The 16,686-nt window shown below is 33.2% G+C and carries 13 protein-coding genes; 3 read left to right on the top strand and 10 right to left on the bottom strand.

Annotation, left to right across the window (positions count from 1 at the left end; all coding sequences use genetic code 11):
- Positions 1-38: 38 nt before the first annotated feature.
- Genes gltX through B5D12_RS01275 form a run of 4 tightly spaced genes read right to left on the bottom strand, consistent with a single transcriptional unit; the run spans position 39 to position 4,628 of the window.
- The gene (gltX, locus tag B5D12_RS01290) at positions 39-1,514 is read right to left on the bottom strand and encodes a glutamate--tRNA ligase (protein WP_078755128.1); all 1,476 of its coding nucleotides are present in this window, start codon (positions 1,512-1,514) and stop codon (positions 39-41) included.
- 1 nt (position 1,515) lies between these two features.
- The gene (locus tag B5D12_RS01285) at positions 1,516-2,649 is read right to left on the bottom strand and encodes a PIN/TRAM domain-containing protein (RefSeq protein ID WP_078755127.1); all 1,134 of its coding nucleotides are present in this window, start codon (positions 2,647-2,649) and stop codon (positions 1,516-1,518) included.
- 14 nt (positions 2,650-2,663) lie between these two features.
- Positions 2,664-4,040, bottom strand: coding sequence for a DNA repair protein RadA (radA, locus tag B5D12_RS01280; RefSeq protein WP_078755126.1), 1,377 nt, complete (start codon positions 4,038-4,040; stop codon positions 2,664-2,666).
- A 9-nt stretch (positions 4,041-4,049) separates the two neighbouring features.
- Complete coding sequence (locus B5D12_RS01275) at positions 4,050-4,628, bottom strand: dCTP deaminase/dUTPase family protein (protein WP_078755125.1); 579 nt, start codon at positions 4,626-4,628, stop codon at positions 4,050-4,052.
- Between the two features lie 224 nt (positions 4,629-4,852).
- On the opposite strand from B5D12_RS01275, the gene B5D12_RS01270 reads away from it, so the two are divergent.
- On the top strand, positions 4,853-5,959 hold the full coding sequence (locus tag B5D12_RS01270; protein ID WP_078755124.1) for an ABC transporter ATP-binding protein: 1,107 nt from the start codon (positions 4,853-4,855) through the stop codon (positions 5,957-5,959).
- Between the two features lie 266 nt (positions 5,960-6,225).
- Here B5D12_RS01270 and B5D12_RS01265 read toward each other — a convergent pair whose 3' ends face one another.
- The 3 genes from B5D12_RS01265 to B5D12_RS01255 form a co-directional block, all read right to left on the bottom strand.
- On the bottom strand, positions 6,226-7,680 hold the full coding sequence (locus B5D12_RS01265) for an alpha-amylase (RefSeq protein ID WP_078755123.1): 1,455 nt from the start codon (positions 7,678-7,680) through the stop codon (positions 6,226-6,228).
- Positions 7,681-7,919: 239 nt separating this feature from the next.
- Positions 7,920-9,257: a type I glutamate--ammonia ligase gene (gene glnA, locus B5D12_RS01260; protein ID WP_066126428.1), complete on the bottom strand. Its 1,338-nt coding sequence runs from the start codon at positions 9,255-9,257 to the stop codon at positions 7,920-7,922.
- Between the two features lie 20 nt (positions 9,258-9,277).
- Complete coding sequence (locus B5D12_RS01255) at positions 9,278-9,619, bottom strand: MerR family transcriptional regulator (protein ID WP_143412013.1); 342 nt, start codon at positions 9,617-9,619, stop codon at positions 9,278-9,280.
- 189 nt (positions 9,620-9,808) lie between these two features.
- Between B5D12_RS01255 and B5D12_RS01250 the strand changes: the two genes are divergently transcribed.
- Both B5D12_RS01250 and B5D12_RS01245 read left to right on the top strand, forming a co-directional pair.
- A complete protein-coding gene (locus B5D12_RS01250) occupies positions 9,809-10,717 on the top strand; it encodes a C39 family peptidase (protein WP_078755122.1) in 909 nt (302 codons plus the stop codon).
- An 11-nt stretch (positions 10,718-10,728) separates the two neighbouring features.
- A complete protein-coding gene (locus tag B5D12_RS01245) occupies positions 10,729-11,613 on the top strand; it encodes a cation diffusion facilitator family transporter (RefSeq protein ID WP_078755121.1) in 885 nt (294 codons plus the stop codon).
- An 83-nt stretch (positions 11,614-11,696) separates the two neighbouring features.
- Here the strand turns inward: B5D12_RS01245 and dnaB are convergent, their stop codons facing one another.
- The 3 genes from dnaB to B5D12_RS01230 all read right to left on the bottom strand — a co-directional run bounded on the left by dnaB (position 11,697) and on the right by B5D12_RS01230 (position 15,732).
- Entirely contained in the window at positions 11,697-13,073 is a 1,377-nt protein-coding gene (gene dnaB / locus B5D12_RS01240; RefSeq protein ID WP_078755120.1) for a replicative DNA helicase, read from the bottom strand.
- Between the two features lie 192 nt (positions 13,074-13,265).
- Positions 13,266-13,715: a 50S ribosomal protein L9 gene (rplI, locus tag B5D12_RS01235; RefSeq protein WP_078755119.1), complete on the bottom strand. Its 450-nt coding sequence runs from the start codon at positions 13,713-13,715 to the stop codon at positions 13,266-13,268.
- A 13-nt stretch (positions 13,716-13,728) separates the two neighbouring features.
- On the bottom strand, positions 13,729-15,732 hold the full coding sequence (locus B5D12_RS01230) for a DHH family phosphoesterase (protein WP_159443819.1): 2,004 nt from the start codon (positions 15,730-15,732) through the stop codon (positions 13,729-13,731).
- Between the last annotated feature and the right edge of the window lie 954 nt (positions 15,733-16,686).

Below are 16,686 nucleotides of genomic sequence, written 5' to 3'. Positions count from 1 at the left end.
AAAGCCTGTCAAAAATGTGACAGGCTTCACTCTATTGATTATATTAAATTTAAAACTTGATCGATATGATTAATTGCTTTTTCTTTTCCTAGAACTTCAATCACACTTGGTAATTCCGGTCCGTGCATTTGACCTGAGACCGCGATACGAATTGGCATAAATAGCTGGCGTCCTTTAACACCTGTTGCTTTTTGTACTGCTTTAGTTAAAGGTTTAATATTTTCAGCAGTAAAATCTGCTTCATCTAAATTCTCTAATTGTTCTCGCATCGCTTTGATTACAACGGGTGCGGTCTCATTCGCTAATTCTGCTTTTGCTGCTTCATCAATATGAAGCTCATCTCTGAAGAAAAGCTCAGATACTTCAACGACTTCAGCACCGAATGATACTTGTTCATGATATAAACTGACTAACTTAGTCACCCATTCCATTTCTGCTGCAGATGGATTTTCACTTACTCTGCCTGCTGCTTTCAAATGTGGTAAGGCCAATTCCACTACTTTTTCTAGTGGCGCCTGTTTCACATAAGTATTGTTAATCCATTCTAATTTTTTAGCATCGAATGCAGCCGGTGAAGTTGATAAACGATTTTCATCAAATAAGTCGATTAATTGATCATGTGAGAATATTTCTTCTTCGCCAACTGGTGACCAACCTAATAATGTAATAAAGTTAAACATTGCTTCTGGTAAGTAACCTAAATTACGATATTGTTCGATAAATTGTAAAATAGCACCATCGCGTTTACTTAATTTTTTATTGGTCTCACTATTCACGATTAATGTCATATGCCCAAATCTTGGTACTTCCCATCCAAATGCATCATAGATCATCATTTGTTTAGGAGTGTTGGCAATATGATCATCCCCACGTAATACATGAGTGATTTTCATGAAATGATCATCGACTGCTACCGCAAAATTATAGGTTGGCATTCCGTCTCGTTTTTGAATGACCCAGTCACCAGAAATATTTTTGGATTCAAAAGTAATGGGTCCTTTAACGATATCATCGAACTCATAAACAACATTTTCTGGCACACGGAAACGAATAACCGGAACTCGTCCTTCAGCTTCAAATGCTGCTTCTTGTTCCTTAGTTAAGTGAGCATGTTGACCACCATAATGAGGCATTTCTCCTCTAGCTTTTTGCGCTTCACGCTCTTGTTCTAATTCTTCTTCTGTCATATAACATTTATAAGCCTTATCTTCAGCTAATAATTGTTCAATAAGTGGTTGATAAATGTGCAGACGTTCTGATTGACGATAAGGTCCGTATTCACCTGGTTTTTCTGGGGATTCATCCCAATCAATTCCTAACCAAGAAAGATTATCCATTTGACTTTGTTCACCGTGTTCTAAATTACGTTTTAAATCTGTATCTTCGATACGAATGATAAATTCTCCACCGTGATGACGAGCAAATAAATAATTAAATAAGGCTGTACGAGCATTCCCTATATGTAAATCTCCTGTTGGACTTGGTGCATAACGAACACGAATCTTTTGACTCATATTATAAAACTCCCTTTTTATCATTAGTTTCTATTCTACCATGTGAGTGGGCCGGTTTAGCAAAAATCATGCGCCCTGCTGCTGTTTGCAAAGCACTTGTTACAATAACATGGATCCACTCGTTCATATAATACTGACCATCTTCTACCACAATCATCGTTCCATCGTCTAGATAAGCGACGCCTTGTTTGCGCTCAGTACCATCTTTTATTACTTGAACATACATTTGTTCTCCTGGAATAACCACTGGTTTAATGGCGTTGGCTAAAGCATTAATATTAAATACTTTCACATTCTGAAATTCACAAACTTTATTTAAATTATAATCATTTGTGACAATCGCAGCATCCATTAATTTGGCTAATCGAATTAATTTACTATCGACTTCTGATATTTCTTCAAAATCACCTTCATAAAACTCAATCGGAATAAGTGCTTCTTTTTGTAACATATTTAAAGTATCAAGACCTTTACGACCTTTTGATCTTTTTAAGGAATCGGCAGAATCTGCAATGAATTGTAATTCCTCTAATACAAAATTGGGGATTACTAAGATCCCTTCAATAAAATTGGTCCTTACAATATCTACAATACGTCCATCAATAATAACACTTGTATCGAGTAACTTGTACTTATACATATTATCACTCGCTTTACGCTCTAGCAACTGTGAATCTTGATTAAGGGCAGTTTCTTTAACATTTTGTCTACTGTTGATTAATTTCCCCCATTCCTCTTTACGACTCATCGCCGTTTGATATCCTACTAAAGCAGAAGTAACAGAAAAAATAAGTGGTAATGTTGAATTTAGAAAAGGTATATTTAGACTATTAAACGGTAATGAAAATAAATAACCTATTAATAATCCTACAAAAATACCAATCGTTCCTAATATTAAATTTGATGTAGCTAAGTTATTAACCCATTCGATTAATCGTTTAATTCCTTTTTCGATGTATGGAGAAAGTGTCATCCCTAATAACATAAAAACAATAATAAAAATAATAGCATTCACATAGAGATTACTCATCCAATTCGGTGCATTAGGTATTCCTTTCCACAATGATGGCGCAATGGTTAAACCAAAACTTAAACCGATTAACATCGAAAGAGCTGTAATAATTTTTTTAAACATCTTTAACCTCCTTTCTATTTTGGAAAAACTTTCATTAAAGCTTGTTTAATTGTTGATACCGGTATAATTTCAATTGCCAATTGAGTATCTGTTGGTGGCTGATTATTTTTGGGTATAAAAATACGTTTGAAACCTAATTTATTTGCTTCGCTAATCCGTTCTTTAATTTGGGTTACTCGACGAATTTCTCCCGTTAAGCCAATTTCACCAACGAAACAATCGTCGATATTGGTCGGTTTATTCCAGTAACTTGAGGCAATACTCACCGCAATAGCTAAGTCGATAGCAGGTTCATCTAATTTAACCCCACCAGTTGTTTTAAAAAATGCATCTTGATTTTGGACCATCAAACCACAATGTTTCTCCATTACAGCTAATAATAAGGAAACCCTTTGGTAATCAATGCCACTCGCTGTTCTTTTAGCATTACCAAAAACAGTTGGTGTCATTAAGGATTGTACTTCGGCTAATATCGTGCGTGTTCCTTCTAATGAAGGGACAACTGTTGATCCGGTAGCTCCAATCAGTCGTTCTTCTAGAAATAACTCTGATGGATTATTCACTTCGGTCAACCCTACATCCAACATTTCAAAAACGCCAATTTCATTGGTGGAACCAAAACGATTCTTTACTGCTCGTAAAATTCTAAAGCGATTATACTTTTCACCTTCAAAATACAATACCGTATCGACCATATGTTCTAACATACGAGGTCCAGCGATATTGCCCTCCTTAGTCACATGGCCTACAATAAAAATAGCAATTTGATTATCTTTGGCAATGCGCATCAATATATTGGTTGTTTCTCTAAGTTGTGATACACTGCCGGCTACGCCATTATGATCAGGTAAAGTCATCGTTTGAATCGAATCAATGATGACCATATCAGGTGATAAACGACTAATCTCATTCGCAATCACAGTTAAATCTGTTTCAGAATACAAGTAGAAATTATCACTATCCATCGAAAGGCGTTCCGCGCGCATTTTTATTTGTGATAATGATTCTTCACCAGAAACATATAATATTTTTTGGTTTTTATTCGCTAATTGTAATGAAACTTGCAATAACAGTGTGGACTTACCAATTCCGGGATCTCCTCCGATTAAAACCAATGAACCCGTTACGACCCCACCACCTAAGACACGGTCAAACTCTGAAAAATCGGTATTGACCCTTGCTTCATTAATATATTCGATTTCATTTAGTTTTTTGGCATAATAATCGTCACCTGTTCTGTTGGACGCAATACTCGCTCGTTGAACCACTGTTGGCTGAACAATTTGCTCTTCCATTTGATTCCATGCGCCACATTCTGGACATTTTCCTAACCATTTAGGTGATTCATAACCACACGCCATACATTCATACATGATTCGTTTTTTTGCCATGTTGTTATTTTATCCTCCACTTAATTCACTATTAGATGAACCAAATCCTCCCGTTCTTTGCTTTTCACCACCGGTATCTTGATCTGTCTTTAAAAATTTAGTAAAAATGCCTTGTGCAATTCGTTCACCTTTTTGAATGGTTTGATCGTTCAAACCAAAATTAATCATTTGCACATAAATATGACCTTCATTTGCTTCATTATTATAGTAATCTTGATCAATAATCCCGACACTATTAGGAATTGATAAAAAACGTTTTAGTGGATTACTTGAACGGTTAATAATCTGTAAGTATTCATCTTCTTGCATATAGGCTTTTAATCCGGTTGGAATTAGGGTTGGTTTCATCAATGTTTCTACTTTTATCGCTTCTTTTGACTTAGATTCCATGGGATGTTGAAAAATCCATTGTTTCATATCTTTCAAAAAATACGTAATCAGTAAACGCCAATAACTTGGTAATACCACCGTTTCTGCCGCTTCAATATCATATCCTGCGGCGTGATGAGTGGCTCTTTTTGGCAAATTGATTGCTTCATTTTGATACTTTGTAATAACTTCAAACCCTCTAATTGCTTGCTGAGTCATCGTTATCCTCCTTGATTTTATTAATCATTTCTATTTTATCACTAAACCACTATTTCTCAAAACGTAATTTCTTGTTTTTTTAAATATTTATTGAAGCTTCTCATAGGTTGAAAGCCTTTTCTACAGTTTGTTGAATTTATTTTGTGCACTGGGACGATAGATTATTAACCGTTTCCACTTTATAATTAAATCATACAAATAAAACAAAAGGAGTTATTATTGTTATGGTAGATATTAAATTAAAAAATATTCACAAAAAATATGAAGGTTCTGATTTTTATTCAGTAACTGACTTCAACTTAGATATTGAAGATCGCGAATTTATCGTTTTCGTAGGTCCTTCAGGATGTGGTAAATCAACTACATTACGTATGATTGCTGGTTTAGAAGATATTACAGAAGGTGAATTATGGATTGGTGACACCTTAATGAACGATGTTGCTCCTAAAGACCGTGACATCGCGATGGTATTCCAAAACTACGCTTTATATCCACATATGACGGTATTCGACAATATGGCATTCGGATTAAAATTACGTAAATATCCAAAAGATGAAATTAAACAACGTGTTGATAATGCAGCTGAAATCTTAGGATTAAAAGAATATTTAGACCGTAAACCAGCAGCTTTATCCGGTGGTCAACGTCAACGTGTGGCTTTAGGTCGTGCAATTGTTCGTGATGCTAAAGTATTCTTAATGGACGAACCTTTATCAAACTTAGATGCGAAATTACGTGTGCAAATGCGTGCTGAAATTGCGAAATTACATCAACGTTTAAATACCACTACAATTTACGTTACCCATGACCAAACAGAAGCGATGACGATGGCGAGCCGTATCGTTATTATGAAGGACGGAATTATCCAACAAATTGGTACTCCTCAAGAAGTATATAATACACCTAACAATGTATTCGTTGCTGGGTTCATTGGCTCACCTGCTATGAACTTCTTCAAAGTAACCTATAAAGATGGTGTCATTTCTAATAACGAAGGATTACAATTAAATGTAACGGAACCACAACGTCAATTATTAGAATCTCGTGGATATAATGGTAAACAATTAACATTTGGTATTCGTCCTGAAGATATTCAATCAGAACAAGTCTTCTTAGATGCAAATCCTAACTCTATTGTTCACTCTACTGTCGTAGTTTCTGAGTTATTAGGTGCAGAAACAATGTTATATTCTAAAGTTGGGGGTACTGAGTTTATCGCACGTGTAGACGCTCGTGACTTCCACAATCCAGGTGAAAATATTGATTTAGGTTTCAACATGAACAAAGCTCACTTCTTTGATAATGAAACAGAAGAAGTTATCCGCGCTTAATTTAACAATGTTTAAATTTTAGGATTGGACAACAATTGAGAATATTCTTATTTTCACACCTTGTACAATGCTTATAATGAATACTATGAGATTTAAAAAGAAATGTACTAATTTCTTTTTAAATCTCTTTTTTTCTCATTTATCATGTTGTTGCTGATGAATTTGAAAAATTATTAAAATAATGAATATAATTCCATTATCAAAATAAGCTCTGGAGACTTGTTCTATAAAGAACCTATCTCGAGAGCTTTTTTCGTCATAATTGTTTATTTTTCAACCCAACAAGACACACTGCCTGCTCTTACTGGAAAATCCGCATTGCCATTCTCATCAATCGTAATTTGTGCATCATGATGGCCTAAATAATCAATAAATACTTTACCTGCATTTAAAGCACCAACATTCATATTTTTCCAACCTTCATCCCCATTACTAATAACAACTGCCAAAGCATTTGGATGGTCTTCGGTTCCCAATCGTGTCCACCCAATACAATTTGGATGATCAAAATAACGATTTTCTTCACCGTAAGCATAGTCTTTCCGTAAATATAATAATTTATCTAAAATCCATTGAAGTTTAGGTTGACCAAATTGCTCATGATTTACTCCATAATAATCACCATAAAATACACAAGGTTGGCCATTTTGCATTAATAGAATAATCGCATAAGCAGAAGGTTTAAACCAATCTTCTACATAAGACTGTAGGGCTTGACCTTTTTGAGTATCATGATTTTCAACAAAAGTAACGGCTTCAAAAGGATTCTTTTCCATTAAAGTATCATTTAAGATAGTCGATAAATCATAATGATTGCCATTTTTACTTGCTAAATGAAAATTCATATGTAGTCCGACATCCACTAAATCAATTTCATAGTCTGTTTGAGCTAAATAAACCTCTTTAGCATTGACATCAGGATTCCAATATTCACCGAAAATAAAGAAATCTTCATCCGTATTATCATGGATGTATTCGATAAAATTTTTCATAAAATTAGCATCGATATGTTTAATTGCATCTAATCTTAATCCTTGAATACCTGTTTCTTGAATAAACCAATGAGCCCATTGATATAAATGATTTTTTACCTCAGGATGTCGAAAATCAATATCAGTAAACATTAAATAATCAAAGTTACCATTCTCAGTATCAACTAAGTCCCCATTGGCCCATCCTTTATTATCCCCAAGAATCATATAAATCCCTGTTTCATCATGACGCGCATCATAATCGGTACCGGTAAAATGATACCAATGCCACTCAAAATCACTATAAGTTTTATTTCTTCCTGGAAAATAAAAATGAGTCCAAGCTTCTATTTCATAAGGTTCAGATAATGGCTTTTGACGATTTTTAGGATCCATTTTTAACACCATAAAGGCCTCTTTTTCATCGCCATTCGCTTTGTGATTCAAAACAATATCGGCAATCGGTTTAATCCCTTGCTCCTTAAGTGCTTTAATAGCTGCTAGGTATTCCTCTTTAGTGCCATATTTAGTTCGAACTGATCCATTTTGATCGAACTGACCAAGGTCATATAAATCATAAACACCGTATCCTACATCATTAGTACCAGTTGCTTTAAAAGCGGGTGGCATCCAAACTTGATTAATCCCTAACTCCTTTAAGTGTTGAGCATCTTCTTTTAATCGATTCCAATGCTGTCCATCATCAGGTAAATACCATTCAAAATATTGCATAATTACTGGATTTGTCATGGCTCCATCCTTTCATAATTCCAAATAATAAATAAGTTTAAGCAAGAATAGAAAATCGATAATGTTCACTTTTTTATCTATTCCGCATAATTAATGAGACATCATCATCGTCTCATTGGACACTATGATATCCCACTTACCTCTTAAGCGTTAATATAACAATATGAGACTGGGCAAAAAATTAATAAAATTTCTGCTCAGTCTCATCATACCTTATTTTGTTCTGATTGGCTATTTTCTTAATATTGAGTAAGATATTTATCTAATTCCCATTGAGTGACTTGTTTTTGATATGAGAAGTATTCAATTGTTTTTTCTGCAATAAAGTTTTGTGCAATATGATCGCCTAACGCATCCAATATTACCGGTTCTTTTTTTAATTCTTTTAATGCTTCACGTAATGATCCGGGTAAATCATTCACACCCTCAGCTAAGCGTTCTTCACGCGTCATTGAATAAATATTACGGTCGACAGCCATTGGGGGTTCAATTTTATCTTCAATTCCTTTTAATCCCGCTGCTAATAAGACAGATAATGCAAGATATGGATTAGCAGAAGGATCAACACTTCTTACTTCTACACGAGTGGAATTACCACGGGCTGCAGGAATACGAATTAATGGTGAACGGTTTTGACCACTCCACGCAATATAAACCGGTGCTTCATAGCCTGGAACTAATCGTTTATATGAGTTAACCAATGGATTACAAATAGCGGTGTATGCACGGGCATATTTTAATAACCCACCAATAAAGTACTTAGCTGTTTGCGATAAGCCATCAGGAGCAGACTCATCGTAAAATACGTTTCCTTCATCGTTAAATAAAGATAAGTTAAAGTGCATACCTGAACCAGCAATTTCAAAAATTGGCTTTGGCATAAAAGTAGCATGAAGATTGTGACGACGAGCAACAGACTTCACAATTAATTTAAATGTCTGAATATTATCACAGGCAGTTAAGGCATCACTATATTTCCAATCGATTTCATGTTGGCCTGGTCCTACTTCATGATGGCTCGCTTCAATATCAAATCCTAAATCTTCTAACTCTAAAACAATATCACGACGACAGTTTTCAGCTAAATCATTGGGAGCTAAATCAAAATAACCACCTTCGTCATTTAAATCCATCGTCGGTTTACCAAATTCATCTAATTTGAATAAATAAAATTCTGGTTCAGGTCCTAAATTAAAACTCTTAAAACCCATCTCTCTCATTTTAACTAAACTGCGTTTTAAATTACTGCGTGGGTCCCCTTTAAATGGTTCTCTTTTTGGAGTATGTACATCACATATTAAGCGTGCAATGCGACCCGTGTCTTGATGTTCAGCCCAATTAAAAGTTAACCATGTATCATAATCGGGTATCAAATACATATCACTTTCTTCAATACGCACAAATCCTTCAATCGAAGAACCATCGAACATCATTTGCATATTTAAAGCTTTTTCTAATTGAGCAATCGGTACTTCAACATTTTTTAATGTCCCAGTAATATCCGTGAACATTAAACGTACATATCTAACATTTTTTTCGGCTGCATCGCGTAATATTGATTCTTTTGTCCATGTCATAAATTTTTTCCTCCAAATAATTAAAACCTACTCCGAATATCTAATTCATCACGCAAAATTCGTCTCACGTCTTGGTCGGTCAACTGTTTTGACTCAACGCGATTCATTGATTTTTCATTTTGATTTTCGTAAAATTTCTTAATTCCTTTCAAAGTCATTCCATCATCCATCATATCCATGATTTCTAAAAGCCGATCAATATCATTGAGTGAATATAATCTACGATTGCTCTCACTTCGTTTTGGGAAAATTAGTTGATAATCTTCATAATATCGAATCTGTCTAGCTGTTAACCCCGTTAAGCTCATAATGGTGCCTATTGGAAAAATTGCTAAAGTTCGTTTAATTTCTTTATTAGCCACCTAATTCCCCCTTTGAATTTTAATCATATTATAATAATCAATAAACGGCACGTCAATATTTTATTTACTTATCATGTTACATTTCCTTACATGATAAATGTTTTTCATTTATATTACATTAGGCAAGTTCAATTCACTCATGAGTATTTTTATGATACAATAGCTCTATGAAAAAATCGGAGGGCTTCAATGAAACGAAGTATACATCAAGTTGCAATTATCTTTACATTAATTGTGATATTAATAGGATCATTGCTAATCAATCAATTAAAAGAAGAAACAGAACTAAAAAATAATATTGCTTTAAATGAACAAATTCAACAACAAAAAGAAGAGACCTTGACCGAAACAACAATCGAGGAAACAACCGTTGTTGAAAAAATAGATTTCAATAGCTTATTAGCTGAAACGACCTCTCCTACCTTAGCACAAGATATTACTCAACTCATCAAAGAACAATACAATGATTCATACTTAAAAGCGCAAGACGATATCGTCAATACGCTTAAAGAACAAAAATTAGATATTGAAAATACAGGCTACCTTTTTTTACCTGAACATCCTTCTAATTACACAGACTCAAAAGTTGAACAAATCGATATTCCGTTAATTTTACAAAAAAATAAAAAATGGCGGTCCCTTTCTTATGGAACGAATACCACCAAAGAATTAGGTGAAAATGGCTGTGCGATAGTCTCGTTATCGATGATTGAAAGTTATTATCAAAATCGTATTGTTGAACCCAATGAAATCCTAAATTGGAGTCAAAATGATTATTATGTTCATAATGAAGGAACTTCTTGGCAAATATTTTATGATTTTGCCATCGAGCATGGTTACCAGTTTGAAAATTTTGGATCTAATTTTTATGATGCCATGGAGGCACTCAATCAAAATCATATTGTCATTGTTTCAGTCCAACCTGGTCACTTCACTGAAGTAGGTCACATTTTATTAATTCGTGGCTATGATAGTGAAAATCGCAAAGTCTACGTTAATGACCCAAATGATAATGCTGAAAAAATGTTCAGTATCCAAGGAATTGACGAAGATATTCTTTTAGAAGATGCTTTAAACTTCTGGACTTTATATAAATAAGGAGTTTTTAAATGAATAACCACCAACAAAAAATACTGATGGCTGCTAGAGGTGCGGCTATCAGTGTTTCTGTCTATTTAATCCTTTCCATTTTAAAATTAGTATTTGCGCAAATCTTTCATTCGAGCTCATTGCAAGCAGATGGATTAAATAACCTCTCTGATATTATCGCCTCTCTTTCAGTATTTATTGGGATCAATATTGCGAAAAAACCGGCGGACAGCAATCATCATTTTGGTCATTCTAAATTTGAAACAATCGCGAGTTTTATTACTTCTGTCTTAATGTTTTATATCGGAATTGATGTTTTTTCGACCAGCTTTCAGCGATTAATCAATCAAGATTTTCCCGTTACGGATAAAAAGGCAATGTATGTTTCTATTTTTTCAATGTTCGTCTTATGGTTTACTAGCCAGTATATTGCCACACTCTCTAAAAAGACGAATAGCCTCGGTTTAAAGGCTACTGCAACAGATATGAAGAATGACTTTCTAATAAGTTTTGGAACCTTATTAGGAACCATTTTTGCTCAATTTGGACTTCCAATAATGGATACGATTCTCTCTTTAATTGTGGCAGTCATTATTATTATTTCTGGTTATGAAATTTTAAAAGAATCAACTTTTGTTCTATCCGATGGTTTCGATTTGGAAGAAATTGAAAAATATCGTGCAACTATTTTAAAACATCCAAAAGTACATGAGGTTTCAAATCTAAGAGCTCGCCTTAATGGTAATAAAATTTATGTTGATGTCACCATTAAAATTGATGGTAATTTATCAGTAATTGAATCTCATCATATTACGGAAGAAATTGAAACAATACTCTCGTATAATTTTCAAGTTGAAGATTGTGATGTCCATGTTGAACCTTATTTTGAACCTAAAAAAGCCTAATAGCGATCACTCTATGTTAGAGAGAGTAGCTATTAGGCTCTTCTTTTATTGATAGATAACGAATTTAGACTGAACACTGGGCATTATAATGTAGGCGGAATTTCAGCAAATGTTAAACTCGAGAATTTATTATATTCTTTAGTAAAAAGGAGTCTAACCGTATCCCGGGCACCACTACGGTTTTTAGCAACAATAATTTCCACACTATTATCAGGTAAATCATCATTATGTTCGACCTCTTCATCGCCTTCTTGTTGGTGATAATCTTCACGGTATAAAAATGCAACAATATCCGCATCCTGTTCAATCGATCCCGACTCACGAATATCACTTAACATTGGACGTTTATTTTGGCGATGTTCTAATCCACGCGATAATTGTGAAAGCGCTATGACAGGTACTCCTAATTCTTTGGCTAATTTCTTCAATTGTCGTGAAATTTCAGAAACTTCTTGTTGTCTGTTTTCTTGTCCACTTCCTTCAATTAATTGTAAATAGTCTATTACAATTAACCCAAGTTCAGGATGTTCTTGTTTTAATCGACGGCATTTTGCTCTAATTTCAGAGACACGAATTCCTGCTGTATCATCAATAAAGATTGGCGCTTCTCGTAAGGTATCCGCAGCAACTGTTAAACTATTCCACTCATCCTCTGTCAATTGACCGGTTTTCAAATTACCTGCGTGAATGTTACCTTCAGCACAAATCATCCGGTTAACCATATCAATTGCACCCATCTCTAAGGAAAATATAATTACCGGTACTTTTGACTTGGTAGCAACATTTTGAGCAATATTTAAAGCGAAAGCGGTTTTACCAACGGATGGCCGCGCTGCCAGAATAATCAACTGATCTGGTTGGAAACCACTTGTCAATTTATCTAAATCAGCGTAGCCTGAAGGTAATCCAACGACATCAGTTTGAGTTTCAGATAGTTCAATTATTCTTTCAAATGCTTCTTGAACTAACTTTTGCATTTCTTTAGGACGATTGCTATGATTATTTTCACCAATCGATAGAATCAGCTTTTCACTCTTATCCAAAACATCTTGTACATCTTCGCCAGCCGCATAAGCATCATTCATAATTTGAGTCGATGACACAATCAATTTTCTTAAAATTGAATTACTTTTTACAGTATTGGCATAATTCTCCACATAAACAGTTGATGGTGCTTTGGAAATCACTTCAACCAGATATTCTGCACCACCAATATTTTCTAATGCATCATTCGCATCTAAATATATTTGAATATTCCCGATATCAAATGAACCATCGCGATCAAAAACCTTCTCAATGGCTTCAAATATTAATTTGTGTGATTGACGATAGAAGTCGTCTTTTTCTAAAACCGCCTGTACAGTTCCCATTTTAGAGGGATCAACAAGTAATGCCCCAAGGACTGATTGTTCGGCTAATGTATCGTGTGGCATTACACGCTCATTCGATACTAATTCCATAATTAGGACCCTCCTTAATAGTATTTCTTCTCTAGTTTACTAAATGAAAAGGGGAGTTGCAAGGTCAAATATCTGAACTTGAACGTCGCAATTACTCCCATCATATTATAATCTTTAAAAACAAAAACTAGACCTTTTTCAGTAAGGTCTAGCATTTTATATAAAATAATTGATTATTAACTTATTTATATTTTAAATTTCAACAACATGAACCTTTATTTTAGCAAATACATCTTGGAATAATTTGACTTCAACATTATGATACCCCAATGATGATAAATTTTGTTCCATTTGAATTTTTCTTCTATCAATTTCAATTTTATATTGTTTTTTCAATTCTTCTGCTATCTGTTTTGATGGGATGGTACCAAATAAACGACCATCTCCTGCTTTAGCTTTAATTTCAACAACCGTGTCTTCTTTTTCAATAAAAGCTTTAATCTCTTTTGCTTCAGCTAATTCTTCTGCTTCTTGTCTTTGCTGTGCAGCCTTTTGCGCTTTTAATTGGTTCATTGAAGGCGCATCAGCTAATTTAGCTAAACCATTCTTTATTAAATAGTTACGTCCATAACCATCTGAAACTTCAATTACTTGACCTTTTTTACCTTGTTTTTTGACATCTTGTAATAATATAACTTTCATTAAAAAACCTCCATTACTTATTCTGATTAATCGCTTGCAATAACAAATCCTTTGCTTCGTCAACCGTTATATTTTCTAATTGTGCTGCTGCATTTGATAAATGTCCACCGCCACCTAATGATTCCATAATTTTTTGCACATTGATCTTACCTAAACTTCGTGCGCTAATACCAATAGATGTCATCGTTCTTTGGAAAATAACAAAAGCAGCTTCCACATGTGTTAAAGATAACATACCATCTGCAGCTTGAGCTGCTGTCACATTATCAATTGGAAGACCTGATTCACTTTGAGTAATCGCATAAACTGAATCATAAAATTCTGTACGTTCGATTAATTGATTACGCTTTTTAACTTCCAATAAATCTTCTTGTAACATTCTTTGAATTTGCTCTGTATCGGCTCCACGTGATTTTAAATAACTCGCAGCATCAAATGTTCTGGAACCTGTCCTCATACTAAAATTATTGGTATCTACAATAATTCCAGCCAATAAAGCCGTTGCTTCGAAACGATTAACCGGTTCACTATCATTGCGTACATTCATAAAGAACTCAGTAATCAATTCACTCGTTGAAGAAGCTGTCGTTTCAATATAGGTTAATACCGTTTGTTTAGGAAATTCTTCACTTCGACGGTGATGATCAATCACAACAATATTTAGACCATATACAAATAATTGTTCTGCTTCTGATAAAGAAGGGCGATGATGGTCAACTAATATTAATAATGTTTTTGGATTTAAATATGTCTTAGCTGTTTCTGAATCAATGAATATATTTTTTAAATTATAACTAATTTGTGGACTATTCAATAGATTTTTAATATCAGTATTAAAAGTGGATTCATTAATAATGATTTTTGCTAATTTCCGTCGTTCAGTTGCAATTTTATAAATTCCTAATGCAGAACTTAATGAGTCCATATCCGGGTACTTATGGCCACTGATAATAACATTACTAGCTTGATCAATTTGATTAATTAAAGCCTGATAAACTAATTTCGATCGGGTATTGGTACGTTTTTCAGTAGGATTTGTATCGCCACCATAAAATCTTGCGGGTTCTTCATCCATTTTGACAACCACTTGGTCGCCACCACGCCCTAAAGCCAAATCTAAATTCATTTGAGCCTCTTTTGCTAACCGATTAATTTTCACTTTATCATCTTTTGAATAGGCTATCCCAATACTCATCGATATTGGAATATTTCTAGCATAATATTTTTCACGAATTTCACTAAAATATTTAAATTTTTGATTTTCTAACTTTTCTAAGGTTTTAACATTTAATAGAAGTATGAACTTATCATCTTCTATCCTTTTAATATAAATATCTTGTTGTTGTGCCCAATTATTAAGTTCATTGATAAGATCTGCATCAAAATTAGATGCTTCTTGATCATCTAAAGACTGTACTACTTCATCGAAATCATCTAATAGTAAATATCCATAAACAATACGATTATTTTTATATTGTTGCTGAATATTATATTCATTTTCAAATTCAATCCAATAGATAGCACGACTGTTGACATCATGTGAAACTCGATAATGTTTTTCATTATATGTTATCACTTGCCATTCCTTATCAATGATTTCAATAATAGTCATTAAATCAGGATTAATATCTTCCAATTTTTGGCCTACAGCATTTTTATAATTTATGATTGAATTTGCCAGTGAATTTCCCCAAGATAATCGATGATCTTGATCATATAATAAAATCCCAATGACTGAGTTATCATATACCTTTTCATTTACAACTATAATATCTTTCGCTAATTGATTAGCAATCATTTTTATTCTAGATACAAAACGATTCGTATAATAATAGATAAAAATGAAGATTGCTATTAACAAAAGTAGAAGTAAAATACCAATTTCAATTTTTAAAACAAAAGCAGTTAGCATTATAATAATGTAAATTAAAAGTATGGAATATATTTGCCAACTTAGTTCAAGTTGGTGAAAAAAATTTAGAAAGTTTTTTACACGGTCTATTTTAATTAAAACCACCTCATTTCTCATTAATCTATTATAACATATCCGGTAATTGATATCTATTTACCCATTAATGTTTCACGTGAAACATATTTAAGTAAAAGAAACTATATAAAGAATACAAAAGAAGTATAAATAATATAATTTAGTTAGTTATACTTGATGCACTTTAGTATCATAATCATAACATTGCAAATACTTCTTACACAATATGTCTTATAAATAGGTATAGAAAGTAATTGGTAAAAGATTATCTTTTAATAAGTGCACTGTTACATCAATTTAGTGTTGAGTGGAAAAAGATATAATAAATAATAACCTTTAACAATGAACGTCATCGATATGTATTGGTTAAAGCTAGGAGTTCTTCGCAACCAGACTTAAGAGACTTATCAAAAAAACGTCTATCAAAAATATAAAATTTACAAAAATATCTCAAAAAATAGTCAGCAACAGTCATAATTTAAATTTTTAATTATTATAATGTTTCTAATCCAAATCGATTATTCCCTAAAGAATCACTGTATCAATAAAGGAAGATTTACTCAGCTGGAGTTATGAGAACAAACTTAATTGGATAAAGAAAAATCTTTTTCACAAAGTTTCATTTTTCATAACCAGGTAAAATATTTTCATCTGAAAACTAATTGAACAATGTAAGCATTCCAATTGCAGCACAAATATTAAAAACGATAAAAATAAGCCTCTTTTTGTTTTCATTAATTTTCAAGATGTCTCATTTTGAGACACAAAAACGGCCTTTTTTGGATGTAGTTTTCATTTTCATAAAAATCAAAAAAATAAATCGCTAAACTTTATCTATTCTTAATAATTAAGCAAAATATGTCTCAAAATGATACACGAGCTTGTGAATGAAAATATTCCATGATATAAATTACTTTTTAATATATTTTTAAGAGCAAAATCACAAGCAACTCATATAGTATTCCTAAATATACTATGTACTTC

Source organism: Globicatella sulfidifaciens DSM 15739 (genome assembly GCF_900167405.1).
Taxonomy (GTDB): Bacteria; Bacillota; Bacilli; order Lactobacillales; family Aerococcaceae; genus Globicatella; species Globicatella sulfidifaciens.
Note: the sequence above shows the minus strand (reverse complement) of the source record. Positions and strands in the feature narration are given on the sequence as shown.